The following is a 16,033-nucleotide window of genomic DNA, read 5'->3' as shown; positions in this document are numbered from 1 at the left end:
TCTGCGCGGGGCATGGCGAGTCGCTTTACCAAAGCCGCTTCACGAGAGCCGCCTTACCCAAGAAACACGAGGCCCGCGCAACGTCATCTGATCGTGACATTGGACGCACGTCGCTCGTCTTTATCGCTGCATCATCACAGCCGGCATGCGTCGCCCATAATTCGCCCTCGGGCCTACCAGACGAAACAGGAGCACTTGATGAGCCAGCAGGATTCCCCGGCCAACACCGATCACCGTCGCCGCCATTCCGCCAACGTGGTCGACGGCCCGGGCAAGGCCGCCAGCCGCGCGATGCTGCGTGCGGTCGGCTTCACCGACGCAGACTTCAAGAAGCCGCAGGTGGGTATCGCGTCGACCTGGAGCCGCGTGACGCCGTGCAACAGCCATATCAACGTGTTGGCGGATGCGGCCAGTGAGGGGGCTGACGCCGCCGGGGGCAAGGGCGTGGTGTTCAATACCATCACCATCTCCGACGGTATCGCCAACGGCACCGAGGGCATGAAGTACTCGATGGCCTCGCGGGAGATCATTGCCGACTCCATCGAAGCGGTTTCCGGCTGCGAAGGCTTCGACGGCGTGGTCGCCATCGGCGGCTGCGACAAGAACATGCCGGGCTGCATGATCGGGCTGGCGCGCCTCGATCGCCCCAGCATCTTCGTCTATGGCGGCACCATCCAGCCCGGCGCCGGCCATACCGATATCGTCTCGGTGTTCGAGGCGATGGGCGCCTATTCTCAGGGCAACATGTCGCTGATCGACGTCAAGCAAATCGAGGAGACGGCAATTCCGGGGCCGGGTTCCTGCGGCGGCATGTATACCGCCAACACCATGGCGTCGGCGATCGAGGCAATGGGCATGAGCCTGCCCAACTCCTCGGCGCAGGAAGCCGTCTCGCAGACCAAGAACGACGACTGCCGCGCCGCCGGCGAAGCCGTGCTCAAGCTGCTCGAGCTGGACCTCAAGCCGTCCGACATCATGACCCGCCAGGCGTTCGAGAACGCCATCACCGTTGTCATTGCTCTCGGTGGCTCCACCAACGCCGTACTGCACTTGCTGGCGATTGCCAACACCGTCGGCGTGGACTTGACGCTCGATGATTTCACCGAGATCGGCAAGCGCGTGCCAGTGTTGGCAGACGTCCGTCCCAGCGGCCACTATATGATGAGTGAACTGGTGGCGATCGGCGGTATCCAGCCGATGATGAAGATTCTGCTCGATGCGGGCCTGCTCCACGGCGACTGCATCACCGTCACAGGTAACACGTTGGCCGAGAACCTGGCCGATGTGACGCCGTACCCAATCGATCAGGAGATCATCAAGCCGCTGGACAAGCCAGTCAAAACTTCCAGCCACCTGCGTGTTCTCTACGGTAATCTGGCACCGGAAGGGGCAGTGGCCAAGATTACCGGCAAGGAAGGCACGCGCTTTACCGGTCGTGCGCGGGTCTTCAACTCCGAAGAGGAAGCGCAGGCGCGGATCAACGATCTGACCGTGGTCGCTGGCGACGTGGTCGTCATTCGCTATGAAGGCCCCAAGGGTGGTCCCGGCATGCGCGAGATGCTGACGCCGACTTCGGCGATCATGGGGCGTGGCCTGGGCGACAAGGTGGCACTGATCACCGACGGTCGCTTCTCCGGTGGTAGCCACGGTTTCGTGGTCGGCCATGTCACGCCAGAGGCTTTCGTCGGCGGTCCCATCGGGCTGATCGAAGATCATGACGAGATCACCATCGATGCCGAGAACGACGTCATGACACTACATATCAGCGACGATGAGATGAAACGGCGTCGCGCGGCCTGGAAGCGTCCGGCACCGCGTTACACGCGTGGTACGCTGGCCAAGTACGCCAAGACGGTCAGCTCCGCGTCGAAAGGGGCGGTCACCGACCTGCCCGAAGCGCTGGACGACTGAGACAGCGTTTGCCTGGCATCACTGGAGCGGCCCCTGCGGGGCCGCTTTTCGTCGGTGGGCTTGTCAGGCTGCCTTCTGGTCGCGCATCCAGGCGATCAGGCCACCGCTGAACAGGATCTCGACCTGGCGCGGAGTCAAGGCATGTTCGAGCGTCAGCGTTCGACCATCGGCCTGCGCCGTCACGGGGCCGCCGGCTTCCAGCGCTTCTCGTAGCTTGTCGAAGCCGATGCGAGTATCGATGTCGAGTGCCTCGTAATCGCCACCGTCGGAAAAGGTCAGCGGCAGCACGCCGAAATTGACCAGGTTCTGGTGGTGGATACGGGCAAAGCTCTTGGCGATAACGATACGCATTCCCAGGTAGCGTGGAGCGATGGCGGCATGCTCCCTGCTCGACCCTTGGCCGTAATTCTCGCCACCGATGACGATATGATCACCGGTCTCGCGGGCACGGTCGGCATAGCCGTCGACGACGCCGCGGAAGGAAAACTCGGCGATCTTGGGAATGTTGGAACGGTAGGGCAGCACCTCGCCGCCGGCCGGCATGATCTCGTCGGTGGAGACATCGTCGCCGGCCTTGACCAGAACCGGCAGGTCCAGTTGTGTCTCGAGCGGCTCGAAATCCGGCAGCGACTCGATGTTCGGGCCCTTGATCAGATGCACCTTGCGTGCTTTGGATGCCTCCATGGGAGCGATCAGGGTACGGGTGTTGATGATCGGGTCGTCGGGCTCCTGTATCTGAGGATAGGCCATGCCCAGGGTTCTAGGGTCGGTGATCACACCCTTTAGTGCTGAGGCCGCGGCGGTTTCCGGGCTGCACAGAAAGACGCGGTCTTCGCGCGTGCCCGAGCGGCCGGGGAAGTTGCGCGGTACCGTGCGCAGGCTGTTGGTATCGTTGGCCGGCGCCTGACCCATGCCGATGCAGCCATTGCAACCGGCCTGATGCAGGCGGGCGCCGGCGCCGAGCAAGCTCAACAGATGGCCGTCGCGAGTCAGCGTCTCGAGTATCGAGCGCGAGGTGGGGTTGATCTCCAGCGAAACGTTGGCGTCGATGATCTGATCCTTGAGCATCGCGGCGACGATGGCGAAATCGCGATAGCCGGGATTGGCCGAGGAGCCGACATACGCCTGCGACAACGGTTCGCCAGCCACTTCCCGCACGGGCACGACATTGCCGGGACTCGACGGGGTGGCAATCAAGGGCTCGAGTTGTGAAAGATCGATCGTCTCGTGGCGGTCGTAACTACAGCCATCGTCCGGCAGTAGTTCGTGCCAATCCTCGCTGCGCCCCTCGGCGGTGAGGAACGCCTTCACCGCTGCATCGGAGGGGAACACGCTGGTGGTGGCACCGAGTTCCGCGCCCATGTTGGCGATGACATGGCGGTCCATCGCGGAGAGATGCTCGAGGCCAGGGCCGTAGTATTCGATGATGCGTCCCACGCCGCCACTGACGCCATGGCGGCGCAGCATTTCGAGTATCACGTCCTTGGCGCTGACCCAGTCGGGCAGGCGACCCTCGAGGCGCACGCCCCAGACTTCCGGCATGCGTGTATGGAAGGGTTCGCCGGCCATCGCCATGGCGACATCGATGCCGCCGGCGCCGATTGCCAGCATGCCCAGAGAACCGGCGGCTGGCGTGTGGCTGTCGGAGCCCAGCAAGGTTTTGCCGGGCTTGCCGAAGCGTTGCTGATGCGTGGGATGGCTGACGCCGTTGCCCGGACGTGAAAACCACACGCCCAAACGTTCCGCCGAGGTCTGCAGAAAGCGGTGGTCGTCGGGGTTCTTGTTGTCTTCCTGGATCAGATTGTGGTCGACGTACTGGGCAGAGACCTCCGTCTTGACGCGGTCGAGCGCCATGGCTTCCAGCTCCAGCATCACCATGGTGCCGGTGGCGTCCTGGGTGAGAGTCTGATCGATCGTCAGGCCGATGGCCTCGCCCGGTGTCATGTCGCCGCTGACGAGGTGCGAGGCGATCAGCTTCTGGGTAACGTTACGGGGGGTGTGCCGCATGATGAGCTCCCGTGATAGTGAAGTCTGCTACTTAGTGTAGGACAGACATCGTCGGCTTCACGTAACACGTTCCTGGGGGCACCCGGCGTCATCGCACAAGGCCCGCGTCGGATGTCGGCGCGGGCCTTGCGGTAGCGGTCGTGGCACAGTCAAGCGGCGAGTTGCCAGGCATGGGCAGCATCGTCCATTATTAGCCACTGCTCGATGTCGTACCATAATGTATCCAGTAGCATTTCGAGACTCTCTTCCGAGCAGCACATAATGTCTCTCCAGATGTCGTGGCATGATGCATGAGGCCATTATTCAGTATGGCGCGTGTGGCGTAAGACACTGCGTTTTTTGGTGATGCTTTGTCATGATATGTGCTGGCGGCCATCATCAAGCTGATGGAGTGGTGTCGCGAGGCGGCCAACGTAGGAGTAGAAGGGATTTACGTATGACCGATGAGATCAAAGTGGGGCTGGTAGGTTATGGTTTTGCCAGCAAGACGTTTCATGCACCGTTGTTGATGGCGGATGAAGGCATGATCTTGAAGGCGATTTCCAGCAGCGATGCCACCAAGGTGACGGCCGATTGGCCGCAAGTCGATGTCGAGGCCAGTGCGTCTGCGCTATTCGCGCGCGATGACCTCGATCTGGTAGTGATCCCCACCCCCAACGATACACACTACGATCTAGCGAGCGCGGCCTTGGCTGCCGGCAAGCATGTGGTGATCGACAAGCCTTTCACGGTCACCCTTGACGAAGCCGAGTCGCTGACCCAGCAAGCCTCACGGGCGGGCAAGCTGCTTTCCGTTTTCCACAATCGGCGCTGGGATGCGGATTTCCTGACTGTCCGGGAGTTGCTCGAACGCGGTGACCTGGGGCGTATCGCGCATTTCGAATCACACTTCGACCGTTACCGTCCCGAGGTCAAGACGCGCTGGCGCGAATCCGGCGCACCGGGGGGCGGTATCTGGTACGACCTGGGGCCGCATCTGATCGACCAGGCGCTGGTACTGTTCGGGATGCCCGAAGAGATGTCTCTCGATCAGGCCTGCCAGCGCGATGGCGCGCAGGTCGACGATTACTTCCATGCCGTACTTCGTTATGGCCAGCAGCGCGTCATTCTGCACGCCGGTAGTTTGATGGCGGCGCCCGCGCCACGTTTCTCCGTGCATGGCACGCATGGTAGCTACGTCAAGCATGGGCTCGACCCGCAGGAAGACATGCTCAAGCGCGGCGAACGTCTACCCACGCCTGAGTGGGGCGAGGATCATCAGCATGGGCTGCATACCGTGGCCGATGTGCACGATGCCGGTGCGCGCCCTGAGTTGCGGGAAGTGCCTACGCGGGCAGGCAATTATCCGGCTTATTACGCGGGTATCCGCGATGCGATAGGGGGCCGGGGGGCGAACCCCGTACCGCCAGAGGACGCCTTGGCAGTGATGCGAGTGCTCGAGGCGGGTCGCCGCAGTGCGCAGAACGAGAGATTCGAACGGCTAGCGTGATCCGAGCAGCTTACCACCAAGCGTTGTCGACGTTTTCGCTACGCAAGCGGTCGCGCGCGATGAACAGGGCGGCGATGGCGCGTCCTTCGTGGAAATCCTCTCGCGCCAACAGGGAGGCGATATCCTCGAGCGGGTGACGTTCGACGATCAGGGGTTCCGGTTCATCGCCGGGCAAGCGCTTCTCGTACAGGTCGGTGGCGAGCATGACATGGATACGGTGGCTCATGTAGTTCGGCGCCAGGGAGAGCTCCACCAGTGGCTCGATGCGTTGCGCACCCATGCCGCATTCTTCCATCAACTCGCGATTGGCGGCACTGACGATATCCTCGCCGGGATCGACGAGCCCCTTGGGCAAGGTCAGGGCATAGTCGTCGAAGCCCGCGGCATATTCATGAATCAGCAATACATGCTCGGGATCTGGCATGGCGACAATCATCACGGCGCCACCGCCATGGCCATTGCCGCTGCCCGTGAGGCGTTCGAAGGTACGCTCGGCGCCGTTGGCGAAGCGTAGCTCTAGCTCCTCGATGGTGAACAGGCGGCTGCGGGCGATTTCGCGACGCTTCATGAGGCGAGGCTTGGAATGCCCCGCGCCGGTATCGTTGGGCGGCGTGCCGCCAGTGTGGTGGGAAGAAAAGGCCATGGTGTCTCCGTGCGGGTGGCTGTCATGCAGCGTACAATAAGAGAGCCCTTGGTTCGATATCCACCCTGGCGGGAGCCCATCATGGTTGACTGGAACGCCATCGACACTGTGCTGCTCGACATGGATGGCACATTGCTGGACTTGCACTTCGACAGCCATTTCTGGCTGGAACATTTGCCGCAGCGCTATGTGGAACTGCACAAGCTGGATGCCCATCATGCCGATACGCTGCGTTCGCGCATCATTGGTGAGCAGGGCACACTCAACTGGTACAGCCTGGCCTACTGGAGCCGTGAGCTTGGCGTCGATGTGGTCGCGCTCAAGCGCGAGGTGCAGCATCTGATTGGTTTGCGCGGCGATGCGCTGGATTTCCTCAAGTGGCTCAAGAAGGCGCATCCACGTGTCGTGCTGGCGACCAATGCCGATCGTGAAAGCCTGGCGCTCAAGCTCCCGCTGACCGGGCTTGAAGAGTATCTCGATGTCATCGTCTCATCGGCGGACGTGGGCATCGCCAAGGAGGCGCCGGAGTTCTGGTTCGCGTTGCAGGACATCGAACCCTTCGAGCCCGCGCGTACCTTGTTCATCGATGACAATCCTTCAGTGCTGGAAAGCGCGCGTGAATACGGCATTCGCTATCTGCTGGGTATCAAGCAGCCCGATAGTCAGCGTCCCGAACGCGAGCTGGAAGACTTCATTGCCCTCGAGCGTTTCGCTACGCTCTTGCCACAGGATATGCCGAGTGTATCGCGCCGCTGACCACTTCTCATCCCGCCTTGAAAAGTCGCCCTCCGGCGCCCACGTTACACGTCTCGTTCGTGGGGCGTTCTCGCGTATTGGGGCGGCGATGCAGGGAGAAATATGAGCGACACGATCCGTATCGACAAGTGGCTATGGGCGGCACGCTTCTTCAAAACGCGTGGCCTGGCCAAGAAAGCCATTGAAGGTGGCAAGGTCCACTACAATGGCGGGCGTGTAAAGACCAGCAAGGTGGTCGAACTCGGCGCCTTGCTCAAGGTGCCGCAAGGCTGGGACACCCTCGAAGTCGAAGTGACGGGGCTCTCCGGTCAACGCCGCGGCGCCGCCGAGGCTCGCGAGCTCTACCGCGAAACGTCGGCCAGCCAGGCGCGCCGCGAGCGCGAAGCTCAGAATCGCCGCCTGGCCAATCAAAGCATGCAAGGGCCACGTGGCCGCCCCGACAAGAAGCAACGCCGCGCGATTCAGGATTTCCAACGCCACGGCTTCGACGATTGAAGGCCGGACTGGCATCTCCTTCGGTTTCCCAACCTGACGACGAACCATCATGACCGACCAGATCCAACGTTTTCTTTTCGATGACACCAACGTGCGCGGCGAAATCGTCGGCCTGCAGCAGGCCTACGCCGAGGTACTCGACAAGCATGCCTATCCCGAGGCCGTGAGCCGTCAACTCGGCGAACTCCTGAGTGCCGTGGCTCTGCTCACCGAGACGGTCAAGCTCGATGGTACCGTGAGCCTCGAGGTGCGTGGCCAGGGCCCTGTGCGTCTGCTGATGGCGGAGTCCAACCCCGGGGGCGATTTGCGTGCCATCGCGCGTCTCGGAGACGACGCGGCGCTTCCCGAGGAAAACGCCTCGCTCACATCGCTGGTCGGCGAGGCGCAGATAGTGATCACGCTCGATCCCCGCGACGGACAGCGCTACCAGGGCATCGTCGCCGTCGAGGCCGATAGTCTGGCTGCTTGCCTGGAGGATTACTTCGCACGTTCCGAACAGTTGGCCACCCGCTTGTGGCTGGCGGCCGATGGCCGTCGTGCGGCGGGGATGCTTCTACAGCAACTGCCCGACGACGAGGCTAGTAGCGATCCTGATGCTTGGGAGCGCACCGTGCACCTGGCCACCACATTGAGCGATACGGAATTGCTCGATCTCGAGCAACACGAACTGCTTTACCGGCTCTTTCACGAAGAGCAGATTCGTGTCTTCGATCCCAAGACGCTACGCTTCGGCTGCACCTGTACCCGCGAGCGCATTGCCAACGCCCTGCATGGTCTGGGCGCTGAGGAGCTACGCAACATCGTGCACGAGCAGGGTGAAGTGGAAACGCAATGCCATTTCTGCCATAGCCATTATCGTTTCAGCGCTGCCGACATCGAGGCCCTCATCGAGTCCCCTGGGGCGGGGGCTGCGACCCTGCATTGACCTGACGCGCGTCATGCAAAGGGTGAGCTGTGCCATTACCGCACCAGCGACGTTTTCCGCGCAGCCCCTTTTTGCCATAATGTTTGCCCCTCAGTCTCACCTTGGCCGCACAAGAGGCAATCCATTGCCCGGGTGGCCCTGGCGAGTAAGCATCGGTAACGAGAGAGAATCGCCCTCCGGGCCCAGGACACGATAATGACCACGACCCAAGCCGCCTCCCCGGCAGCCCATGACGCACGCCCTGTGCAGACGCATAGCAATCTGAGCAGTGCCGCCCTGATCGAACATGCCATCGCGCGTGGTGAAGGACATCTTGCCGATAACGGCGCGTTCGTGGCGAACACCGGGCGACGGACCGGCCGTTCCCCGAAAGATCGTTTCATCGTCAAGGAGCCTTCCACGGCGGATCTAATCGAATGGGGCAGCGTCAATCAGCCATTCGACGCCGAAAAGTTCGACGCCTTGTGGGAGCGTGTCGAGGATTACCTGGCCGAGGGCGACAACTTCGTTTCCGAGCTGCATGTCGGCGCCGATCCCGAGCATTATCTGCCGATTCGGGTGACTACCGAAACCGCCTGGCACAACCTCTTCGGGCGGACCTTGTTTGTGCGTCCCGAGGGCTACAACCCCAAGGGCAAGAGCGAGTGGACCATCCTTAACGCGCCGTACTTCGAGTGTGTTCCCGAGCGTGACGGTACGCATTCCGATGGCGCGGTGATTCTCAATTTCGCCCGGCGCCGTGTGCTGATCGCCGGCATGCGCTACGCCGGCGAGATGAAGAAGGCCATGTTCTCGGTGCAGAACTTCTTGCTGCCCGAAAAGGACGTGTTGCCCATGCATTGCAGCGCCAATGTCGGCGAGGATGGCGAGACCACGCTGTTCTTTGGTCTCTCGGGCACCGGCAAGACCACGCTCTCCGCCGACCCCGAACGCTATCTTATCGGCGATGACGAGCATGGCTGGGGTGAGGGCACCGTGTTCAACCTGGAGGGTGGATGCTACGCCAAGTGCATCGACCTTTCAGAGAAGAGCGAGCCGCTTATCTGGAAGGCGATTCGTTTCGGCACGGTGCTCGAAAACGTGGTTCTCGACGAGTGCCGCCATCCCGATTACCGCGATGACAGCCTGACCCAGAATTCCCGCGCGGCCTATCCGCTCGAGCACATCGACAAGCGCGTACCCGAGAATTTGGCCGGCGAGCCCAGTGCGATCATCTTCCTGACCTGCGACATGAGCGGTGTGCTACCGCCGGTGTCATTGTTGTCCAAGGAGGCGGCCGCCTATCACTTCCTTTCCGGCTACACCGCCAAGGTCGGCTCCACCGAAATGGGGGCCTCCGCAGGGTTGGAGGCGACTTTCTCGACCTGCTTTGGCGCGCCATTCTTCCCGCGTCCGGCGCGTGAATACGCCGACCTGCTGATCAAGCGCGTCGAGGCCTTCGAATCGCGCGTGTACTTGGTCAATACCGGTTGGACCGGTGGCGCTTACGGCGAGGGTGGCTCGCGTTTCAGCATTCCCACCACGCGGGCGATCATCGCGGCGATCCAGAACGGTGATCTCAAGGATGTCGAGACGCGTCACATCGAGGGGTTGAACCTGGATGTGCCCGTGGCTGTGGACGGCGTCGATGCGACGCTGCTTGACCCACGCCAGGCGTGGCCGGACAGCGCCGACTACGAGCGCCACATGAAGGCATTGACGGATAAATTCATCGCCAACTTCGCCAAGTTCGACGGTGTCGATGAGGAGATCATCGCCGCCGGCCCAACGCGCGATTGACGGGACGAACGAATCTGCGAAATGTGTCTCTAACGGGGAGAGCCGGTGACCGGCTCTCCCCGTTATGCATTGCAAGGAGGGTACGTCATGCATCGCCGTCGTTTTCTGGGGTGGTTGGGCGTCGCGGGCCTGCTGGGTGCGGTGCCGAGCGTCGTGTTGGCGCGTCCCAAGTTGTCGCTGGAACGCAGTGCGGATATCCAGCCGCTCGAGTTGAGCGAGGCGCAGTGGCGCGAGCGCCTCAGTGAGGAGCGTTATCGTATCCTGCGCGAGGCCGAGACCGAGCCGGCCGGCAGCAGTCCGCTCAATCACGAGACGCGGGCAGGGGAATACCGCTGCGCCGGTTGCGACTTGCCGCTGTTCTCGTCACGTACCAAGTTCGATTCCGGCACCGGCTGGCCGAGCTTCTTCGATCACATCGAAGGCCACCTGCTGACCGAGCTGGACCTGGTGATGTTGATTCCGCGCACCGAGTACCACTGCGCGCGTTGCGGCGGCCACCAGGGCCATGTTTTCGAGGACGGTCCCGAGCCGACCGGTCTGCGCTGGTGCAACAATGGCCTGGCGCTGCGCTTCGTGCCGGCCTAGCCGCGTCTTGCGTCTCCCGATGCCGCCGGGCATGTGATACCTTGGCGCGAAGTTTTGTCGCTGCAACGTCAAGGATTCCATGGACGCCAATCTCAAGATCGTTTCTCGGCTCGCCGACGAACTCGCCGTTCGTACCCAGCAGATCAGTGCCGCTGTGGCGCTGCTCGACGACGGCGCCACCGTGCCCTTCATTTCTCGTTACCGCAAGGAAGCCACCGGCGGGCTGGATGACATTCAGCTACGCACGCTGGAAGAGCGTCTGCGCTATTTGCGTGAGCTGGAGGAGCGCCGTGGCGCGGTACTCGCGAGCATCGACGAACAGGGCAAATTGACCGACTCTCTAGCGGCGTCGATCCGGGCCGCCGATACCAAGCAGCGCCTCGAGGATCTGTACCTCCCCTATAAGAAGAAGCGCCGCACAAAGGCACAGATCGCCCGGGAAGCGGGGCTCGAGCCGTTGGCCGAGGCGCTGTTGGCTGATCCCGACCTCGAGCCCGAGACCCAGGCGGCAAACTATGTTCGCGCCGCCGAAGGCGATACCCCCGCCATCGAGGACGCCAAGGCCGCATTGGATGGCGCCAAGCAGATCCTCATGGAACAGTTCAGCGAAGACCCCGAGCTGGTTGGGCAACTCCGCGAACGGATGTGGAGCGAGGGGCAACTGGTCTCGCGCGTCATGAGCGGCAAGGAACAGGAAGGCGCGAAGTTCTCCGATTACTTCGAGCACGACGAGCCGTTTGCCAAGGCGCCTTCGCATCGGGCGTTGGCCATGTTCCGAGGGCGCAACGAGGGCGTGCTGTCGTTGGCGATTCGCCTGCCGGGCGAGGAGGACGCCGAGATTCATCCCGCTGAGGTCGCCATCGCCAAGCATGTCGGTGTGGCGCTCACCGCCACGCGGCCGGCCTCGCGCTGGCTCAAGGAAGTGGTGCGCTGGACTTGGCGGGTCAAGCTCTACACCCACCTCGAGACCGAGTTGATGAGCCGCCTGCGCGAACGCGCCGAGCGCGAAGCCATCGAGGTGTTCGCCGCCAACCTCAAGGACCTGCTGCTGGCGGCGCCGGCCGGCGCGAAGGCAACCCTGGCCATCGACCCGGGGCTGCGCACTGGCTGCAAGGTGGTGGTCGTCGACGCCACTGGCAAGTATCTGGAAGATACCGTTATCTATCCGCATGCGCCGCAGAAACGCTGGGATCAGTCCCTGTCCACGCTGGCGGGATTGGTCGACAAGCATGACGTGGCCTTGGTCGCGGTAGGCAATGGCACCGCCAGCCGCGAGACTGACAAACTTGCCGGGGAACTGGTCAAGCAGGCATCGCGGCCGCTTGCCAAGGTCATGGTCAGCGAGGCTGGCGCCTCGGTGTACTCGGCCTCCGAGCTTGCCTCGCGGGAATTCCCGCAGCTCGACGTCACCGTGCGCGGGGCGATATCCATCGCCCGGCGTCTGCAGGATCCGCTCGCCGAGCTGGTCAAGATCGAGCCTAAGTCCATCGGCGTCGGTCAGTATCAGCACGACGTTTCCCAGGTCCAGCTCTCGCGCAGTCTGGAGGCGGTAATCGAGGACTGCGTCAACGCCGTGGGTGTCGAGCTCAACACTGCGTCCGGTGCATTGCTGTCACGTGTTTCCGGTCTCAATCCGACGCTGGCCGAGAATATCGTCGCCCAGCGCGACGCCAAGGGACGCTTTGCGTCGCGTCGTGAGTTGCTGGATGTCAGCCGGCTGGGGCCCAAGACCTTCGAACAGTGCGCGGGCTTCTTGCGCATCGCGGACGGCGACAACCCGCTCGACGCCAGCGCTGTGCACCCCGAGGCTTATGCAGTGGTCAACCGCATCGCCCAGCGCCATGAGCGTGATCTAGCCGGTGTGGTCGGCGATAGTGGCTTCCTCAAGTCGCTCAATCCGGCCGATTACGTCGATGATACCTTCGGCGTGCCTACCATCAGCGATATTCTCAAGGAACTCGACAAGCCCGGCCGCGACCCGCGCCCGGAGTTCAAGGCCGCCGAGTTCCGCGAAGGTGTGGAAACTCTCAAGGATCTCGAGCCAGGGATGATCCTCGAGGGCAGCGTGACCAACGTCACGCACTTCGGGGCCTTCGTGGATATCGGCGTTCATCAGGATGGCCTGGTGCATATCTCCGCGCTCTCCGAGAAGTTCGTCGAAGACCCGCGCCAAGTGGTCAAGGCCGGCGATATCGTCAAGGTGAAGGTCATGCAGGTGGATCTCGAGCGTGCCCGGATCGGCTTGTCCATGCGTATGGGTGATGCGCCGGGCGAGTCCTCGCGCGGTGATGAATCGCGCCGCTCGCGCGGCCAACGAGGCGGGGGCGACAAGCGTGAGTCGAATCAGCCGAGCGCGGGGCTCGGTGCGCTCGGCGAGGCGTTGGCGAAGGCGCGTCGACAGTCGTGAAGCGTCACGAGAGCGCAGTTTGCCTTGAAAGGTGGCCGGCTGCCTCCATAATGGTTTTTTAATGCGGCGCGCTCAGGAGGCCGACGGTTCGCCGGGGCGTTCTCGGCAATGTTTCCGTTAGCCGCACACATGTGATCGGCCGGCGATGCCGGCAAGACACGATCCACCGGTGACACCAGGGAAAAGCCGTGCTTTTCCCAGACGTGAGGGAATTTATCTTGTCCGAACCACTCGCCACCGCCATTCAGCGCATGCACGGGCTGGCCCGCCAAGGGCGATTCGGCCGCTTGCGCCGCGGCATCGAGAAGGAAGGCTTGCGCGTCGATGGCGCCGGGCGTATCGCCCAGACGCCTCATCCCCATGCCCTGGGCTCCAAGCTCGCGCATCCCTATATCACCACCGATTACTCGGAAGCATTGCTCGAGTACATCACGCCGGTCTACTGTCGCCCCGACGATGCCATGGCGTTTCTCGGTGACCTGCTGCGCTACAGCTATCGGCAGCTCGGCGACGAGTTGATCTGGCCGGCAAGCATGCCGAGCCGCCTGGATGGGAATGACAGCGTGACCATCGCCGATTATGGCACTTCCAATGTCGGCACCATGAAGCACGTCTACCGCAAGGGGCTCGATGTGCGTTATGGGCGCATCATGCAGTCCATCGCCGGCGTCCACTACAACGTTTCGTTGCCCGAGAACCTGTGGCCGATGCTGCGTGAGCTCGAAGGCCGCGATGGCGAGGGCCTGGATGGCTATCGCTCGAGCCGCTATTTTGACCTGATCCGCAACTTCCGGCGCCACAGTTGGCTGCTGCTGTACCTGTTCGGTGCGTCGCCGGCAGTGGATCGCAGCTTCCTGACCGGCCCGGCGCCGGATCATCTCGAAGCAGTGGGCGAGCACACGCTGGCAGGGCGTTACGCCACCAGCCTGCGAATGTCCGATCTGGGCTACCAGAACAAGGTGCAGGAGCAGCTCAAGATCTGCTTCAATTCGTTGTCCAACTACGTGGGCACGCTACGCCATGCGATCAGTACGCCGTGGCCGGACTACCAGCGCTTCGGCGTCAATGTCGGTGGCGACTGGCGCCAGCTCAACGCCAATATCCTGCAGATCGAGAACGAGTACTACAGCGATATTCGCCCCAAGCGTGTGGCGCGTCACGACGAGACGCCTACCCAGGCGCTCGAGGCACGCGGTGTCGAATACATAGAAGTGCGCTGTCTGGATCTCGATCCGTTCACGCCGCTGGGCATCGACGAAACCCAGATGCGCTTTTTGGATACCTTCCTGATGTGGTGTCTGCTCTCCGAGAGCCCGTGGATTCCCGACGAGGAGTGCGACCGTCTCGACGACAATCGCCGCCTGGTAGTTGAGCGCGGCCGCGACCCGGAGCTCAAGCTGAGTGTCGGTGGCCGCCAGCGCTATTTGCGCGACTGGAGCCACGACATCTTCGCCGAGCTCGATGGGGTTGCCGAACTGCTCGATACCAATGAGGAGGGCACGCCGCATCGCGACGCCCTTGCGGCGCTCGCACCGCGCCTCGACGATCCCGAATTGACACCGTCCGGCCAGCTTTATTCTCAGTTGGTCAACGAAGGTGTCGAATACCTCGACCAGATGCGCGCCCTGGCCGAGCAACAGGCCGCCGAACTGCGCGAGGCGCCCATGGACCGCGCGCGGCAGGCATTGTTCGCGCAACTCGTCGAAACCTCGCATCAGCAGCAAGGCGATATCGAGCGCGCCGACCGCGAGGATTTCGCGACCTTCCTGGCGCATTATTTCGAGCGCGCGGGTAAACCTCTCAGCGTTGCGTGAGTCGAAGCGTTGTCCTAGGCCCGTGCCGCGCCTGCCGCACGGGCCTTTTTATGAGCGAAGCAAGGAAATCCAGCATGAGGCTGGTCGAGATTGTCTGAGGAGACGTGACGATGATTACCCGATTGGCCGCGATGAGTGTGCGCCGAGGCTGTTTGCTGGGCCTGGCGATGTGTGTGCTGATGATGGGTGTGGCTCTGGTGCTGCAATATGTCTATGGGTTGACGCCTTGTCCGCTGTGCATCGGGCAGCGCATCGCAGTGTTGCTTACAGCGCTCGTCTTCGTTGTGGGCGCGGTGCACAATCCTGCAGGACGTATCGGGCGCGGCGTCTATGCCGGCTTGGGCGCCCTGGCTGCGGCGCTGGGCGTGGCGGTTGCCGCGCGTCATGTGTGGTTGCAGTCGCTGCCATCGGAAAGCGTGCCTAGTTGCGGTCCGGGACTGGACTACATGATGGAAGTGCTGCCATTGTGGGGCGTAATCTCACGGGTGCTATCCGGCTCGGGAGAGTGCGCCGAGATACACGGCCTGCTGCTGGGCATGTCGATACCCCAGTGGACGTTGGTAGGGTTCGCCGTGCTGCTGCTGATTCCATTGGGCATGCTGGCCGGTATCGTCATTCGTCGCCGTTGAGGGGCGGGAAAGCGGCAGGAGAGCCGCTTTCCTCAATGTCAGGGAGTGGCCCGCACGGCCATGACAGGAGAGGTTCATCATGTTGGAAGATACCAAGACGGCCCTCGAGCGTTGGGGGGGTGTGCACACGCTCATCGATCGCTGGCTGCAACAGCGCTACGACATGCTGGTGACGCTGATGGAGCTGCGCGAGGCCTGCGACGCGGAACTGGAATCGGTTTCCAAGGCGCGCATCGACGCCTTTAGCGAAGCCCTGATGGACTACATCAGCGGTGGTCATTTCGAAGTCTATCCGCAGCTGCGCGACGAAGCGGTGGCGTTCGATGACCGAGACGCTCTGGCCCTGGCCGATCGTCTGCTCGAACGGCTTGAGATGTCCACGCAGTTGGTGCTGGAGTTCGACAACGACTACTCGACACCGACGCGTTGTCAGCATTACGTGACGCGTCTGCCGGCTTGGCTCGAGCGTCTGAGCAAGGCCCTGACCCAGCGCTTCGCGCTCGAGGATCAACTGATCGCACGCTTGCATGCCGCGCATGCGCCGTCTGCCGGCGTCGGCGATTCCCCCGCACCGCGCGCCTTGTCGTAAGCCG

At 62.5% G+C, this 16,033-nt stretch carries 13 protein-coding genes; 11 read left to right on the top strand and 2 right to left on the bottom strand.

Going from position 1 to position 16,033, the window contains the following annotated elements; translation table 11 throughout:
- The first annotated feature begins 198 nt into the window (after positions 1-198).
- Complete coding sequence (ilvD, locus tag RVY79_RS01120) at positions 199-1,911, top strand: dihydroxy-acid dehydratase (RefSeq protein ID WP_317462199.1); 1,713 nt, start codon at positions 199-201, stop codon at positions 1,909-1,911.
- A 63-nt stretch (positions 1,912-1,974) separates the two neighbouring features.
- Here ilvD and RVY79_RS01115 read toward each other — a convergent pair whose 3' ends face one another.
- A complete protein-coding gene (locus RVY79_RS01115; protein ID WP_317462198.1) occupies positions 1,975-3,918 on the bottom strand; it encodes an aconitate hydratase in 1,944 nt (647 codons plus the stop codon).
- Positions 3,919-4,354: 436 nt separating this feature from the next.
- Here RVY79_RS01115 and RVY79_RS01110 point away from each other — a divergent pair, with 436 nt between their 5' ends.
- Positions 4,355-5,407 (top strand): oxidoreductase, encoded by a 1,053-nt coding sequence (locus tag RVY79_RS01110; RefSeq protein ID WP_317462197.1) that lies wholly within the window; start codon positions 4,355-4,357, stop codon positions 5,405-5,407.
- Positions 5,408-5,417: 10 nt separating this feature from the next.
- On the opposite strand, the gene nudE is transcribed toward RVY79_RS01110, so the two are convergent.
- The gene (gene nudE, locus RVY79_RS01105) at positions 5,418-6,050 is read right to left on the bottom strand and encodes an ADP compounds hydrolase NudE (RefSeq protein WP_317462196.1); all 633 of its coding nucleotides are present in this window, start codon (positions 6,048-6,050) and stop codon (positions 5,418-5,420) included.
- A gap of 81 nt (positions 6,051-6,131) precedes the next feature.
- Between nudE and yrfG the strand changes: the two genes are divergently transcribed.
- From yrfG to rsd, 9 genes are all read left to right on the top strand, one after another.
- The gene (gene yrfG / locus RVY79_RS01100; RefSeq protein ID WP_317462195.1) at positions 6,132-6,806 is read left to right on the top strand and encodes a GMP/IMP nucleotidase; all 675 of its coding nucleotides are present in this window, start codon (positions 6,132-6,134) and stop codon (positions 6,804-6,806) included.
- Between the two features lie 102 nt (positions 6,807-6,908).
- Positions 6,909-7,301: an RNA-binding S4 domain-containing protein gene (locus RVY79_RS01095; protein WP_317462194.1), complete on the top strand. Its 393-nt coding sequence runs from the start codon at positions 6,909-6,911 to the stop codon at positions 7,299-7,301.
- Positions 7,302-7,350: 49 nt separating this feature from the next.
- Complete coding sequence (gene hslO, locus RVY79_RS01090) at positions 7,351-8,226, top strand: Hsp33 family molecular chaperone HslO (RefSeq protein WP_317462193.1); 876 nt, start codon at positions 7,351-7,353, stop codon at positions 8,224-8,226.
- Between the two features lie 195 nt (positions 8,227-8,421).
- On the top strand, positions 8,422-10,005 hold the full coding sequence (locus RVY79_RS01085; RefSeq protein ID WP_317462192.1) for a phosphoenolpyruvate carboxykinase: 1,584 nt from the start codon (positions 8,422-8,424) through the stop codon (positions 10,003-10,005).
- Positions 10,006-10,092: 87 nt separating this feature from the next.
- Entirely contained in the window at positions 10,093-10,590 is a 498-nt protein-coding gene (msrB, locus tag RVY79_RS01080) for a peptide-methionine (R)-S-oxide reductase MsrB (protein WP_317462191.1), read from the top strand.
- A 79-nt stretch (positions 10,591-10,669) separates the two neighbouring features.
- Positions 10,670-12,997: a Tex family protein gene (locus RVY79_RS01075; RefSeq protein ID WP_317462190.1), complete on the top strand. Its 2,328-nt coding sequence runs from the start codon at positions 10,670-10,672 to the stop codon at positions 12,995-12,997.
- Between the two features lie 251 nt (positions 12,998-13,248).
- Positions 13,249-14,811, top strand: coding sequence for a glutamate--cysteine ligase (gene gshA, locus RVY79_RS01070; RefSeq protein WP_317462653.1), 1,563 nt, complete (start codon positions 13,249-13,251; stop codon positions 14,809-14,811).
- Positions 14,812-14,921: 110 nt separating this feature from the next.
- On the top strand, positions 14,922-15,440 hold the full coding sequence (locus RVY79_RS01065) for a disulfide bond formation protein B (RefSeq protein WP_317462189.1): 519 nt from the start codon (positions 14,922-14,924) through the stop codon (positions 15,438-15,440).
- A gap of 79 nt (positions 15,441-15,519) precedes the next feature.
- Positions 15,520-16,029, top strand: coding sequence for a sigma D regulator (gene rsd, locus RVY79_RS01060; RefSeq protein WP_317462188.1), 510 nt, complete (start codon positions 15,520-15,522; stop codon positions 16,027-16,029).
- The last annotated feature ends 4 nt before the right edge of the window (positions 16,030-16,033 follow it).

It is taken from the genome of Chromohalobacter sp. HP20-39, from assembly GCF_033052815.1.
GTDB lineage: Bacteria > Pseudomonadota > Gammaproteobacteria > Pseudomonadales > Halomonadaceae > Chromohalobacter.
This window is presented reverse-complemented; position numbering and strand designations above follow the sequence as displayed.

What these genes read in the sequence shown, in the direction of transcription:
- ilvD (WP_317462199.1), top strand. Translation starts at nt 199, where the DNA reads ATGAGCCAGCAGGATTCCCCGGCCAACACCGATCACCGTCGCCGCCAT.
- RVY79_RS01115 (WP_317462198.1), bottom strand. Translation starts at nt 3,918, where the DNA reads ATGCGGCACACCCCCCGTAACGTTACCCAGAAGCTGATCGCCTCGCAC.
- RVY79_RS01110 (WP_317462197.1), top strand. Translation starts at nt 4,355, where the DNA reads ATGACCGATGAGATCAAAGTGGGGCTGGTAGGTTATGGTTTTGCCAGC.
- nudE (WP_317462196.1), bottom strand. Translation starts at nt 6,050, where the DNA reads ATGGCCTTTTCTTCCCACCACACTGGCGGCACGCCGCCCAACGATACC.
- yrfG (WP_317462195.1), top strand. Translation starts at nt 6,132, where the DNA reads ATGGTTGACTGGAACGCCATCGACACTGTGCTGCTCGACATGGATGGC.
- RVY79_RS01095 (WP_317462194.1), top strand. Translation starts at nt 6,909, where the DNA reads ATGAGCGACACGATCCGTATCGACAAGTGGCTATGGGCGGCACGCTTC.
- hslO (WP_317462193.1), top strand. Translation starts at nt 7,351, where the DNA reads ATGACCGACCAGATCCAACGTTTTCTTTTCGATGACACCAACGTGCGC.
- RVY79_RS01085 (WP_317462192.1), top strand. Translation starts at nt 8,422, where the DNA reads ATGACCACGACCCAAGCCGCCTCCCCGGCAGCCCATGACGCACGCCCT.
- msrB (WP_317462191.1), top strand. Translation starts at nt 10,093, where the DNA reads ATGCATCGCCGTCGTTTTCTGGGGTGGTTGGGCGTCGCGGGCCTGCTG.
- RVY79_RS01075 (WP_317462190.1), top strand. Translation starts at nt 10,670, where the DNA reads ATGGACGCCAATCTCAAGATCGTTTCTCGGCTCGCCGACGAACTCGCC.
- gshA (WP_317462653.1), top strand. Translation starts at nt 13,249, where the DNA reads ATGCACGGGCTGGCCCGCCAAGGGCGATTCGGCCGCTTGCGCCGCGGC.
- RVY79_RS01065 (WP_317462189.1), top strand. Translation starts at nt 14,922, where the DNA reads ATGATTACCCGATTGGCCGCGATGAGTGTGCGCCGAGGCTGTTTGCTG.
- rsd (WP_317462188.1), top strand. Translation starts at nt 15,520, where the DNA reads ATGTTGGAAGATACCAAGACGGCCCTCGAGCGTTGGGGGGGTGTGCAC.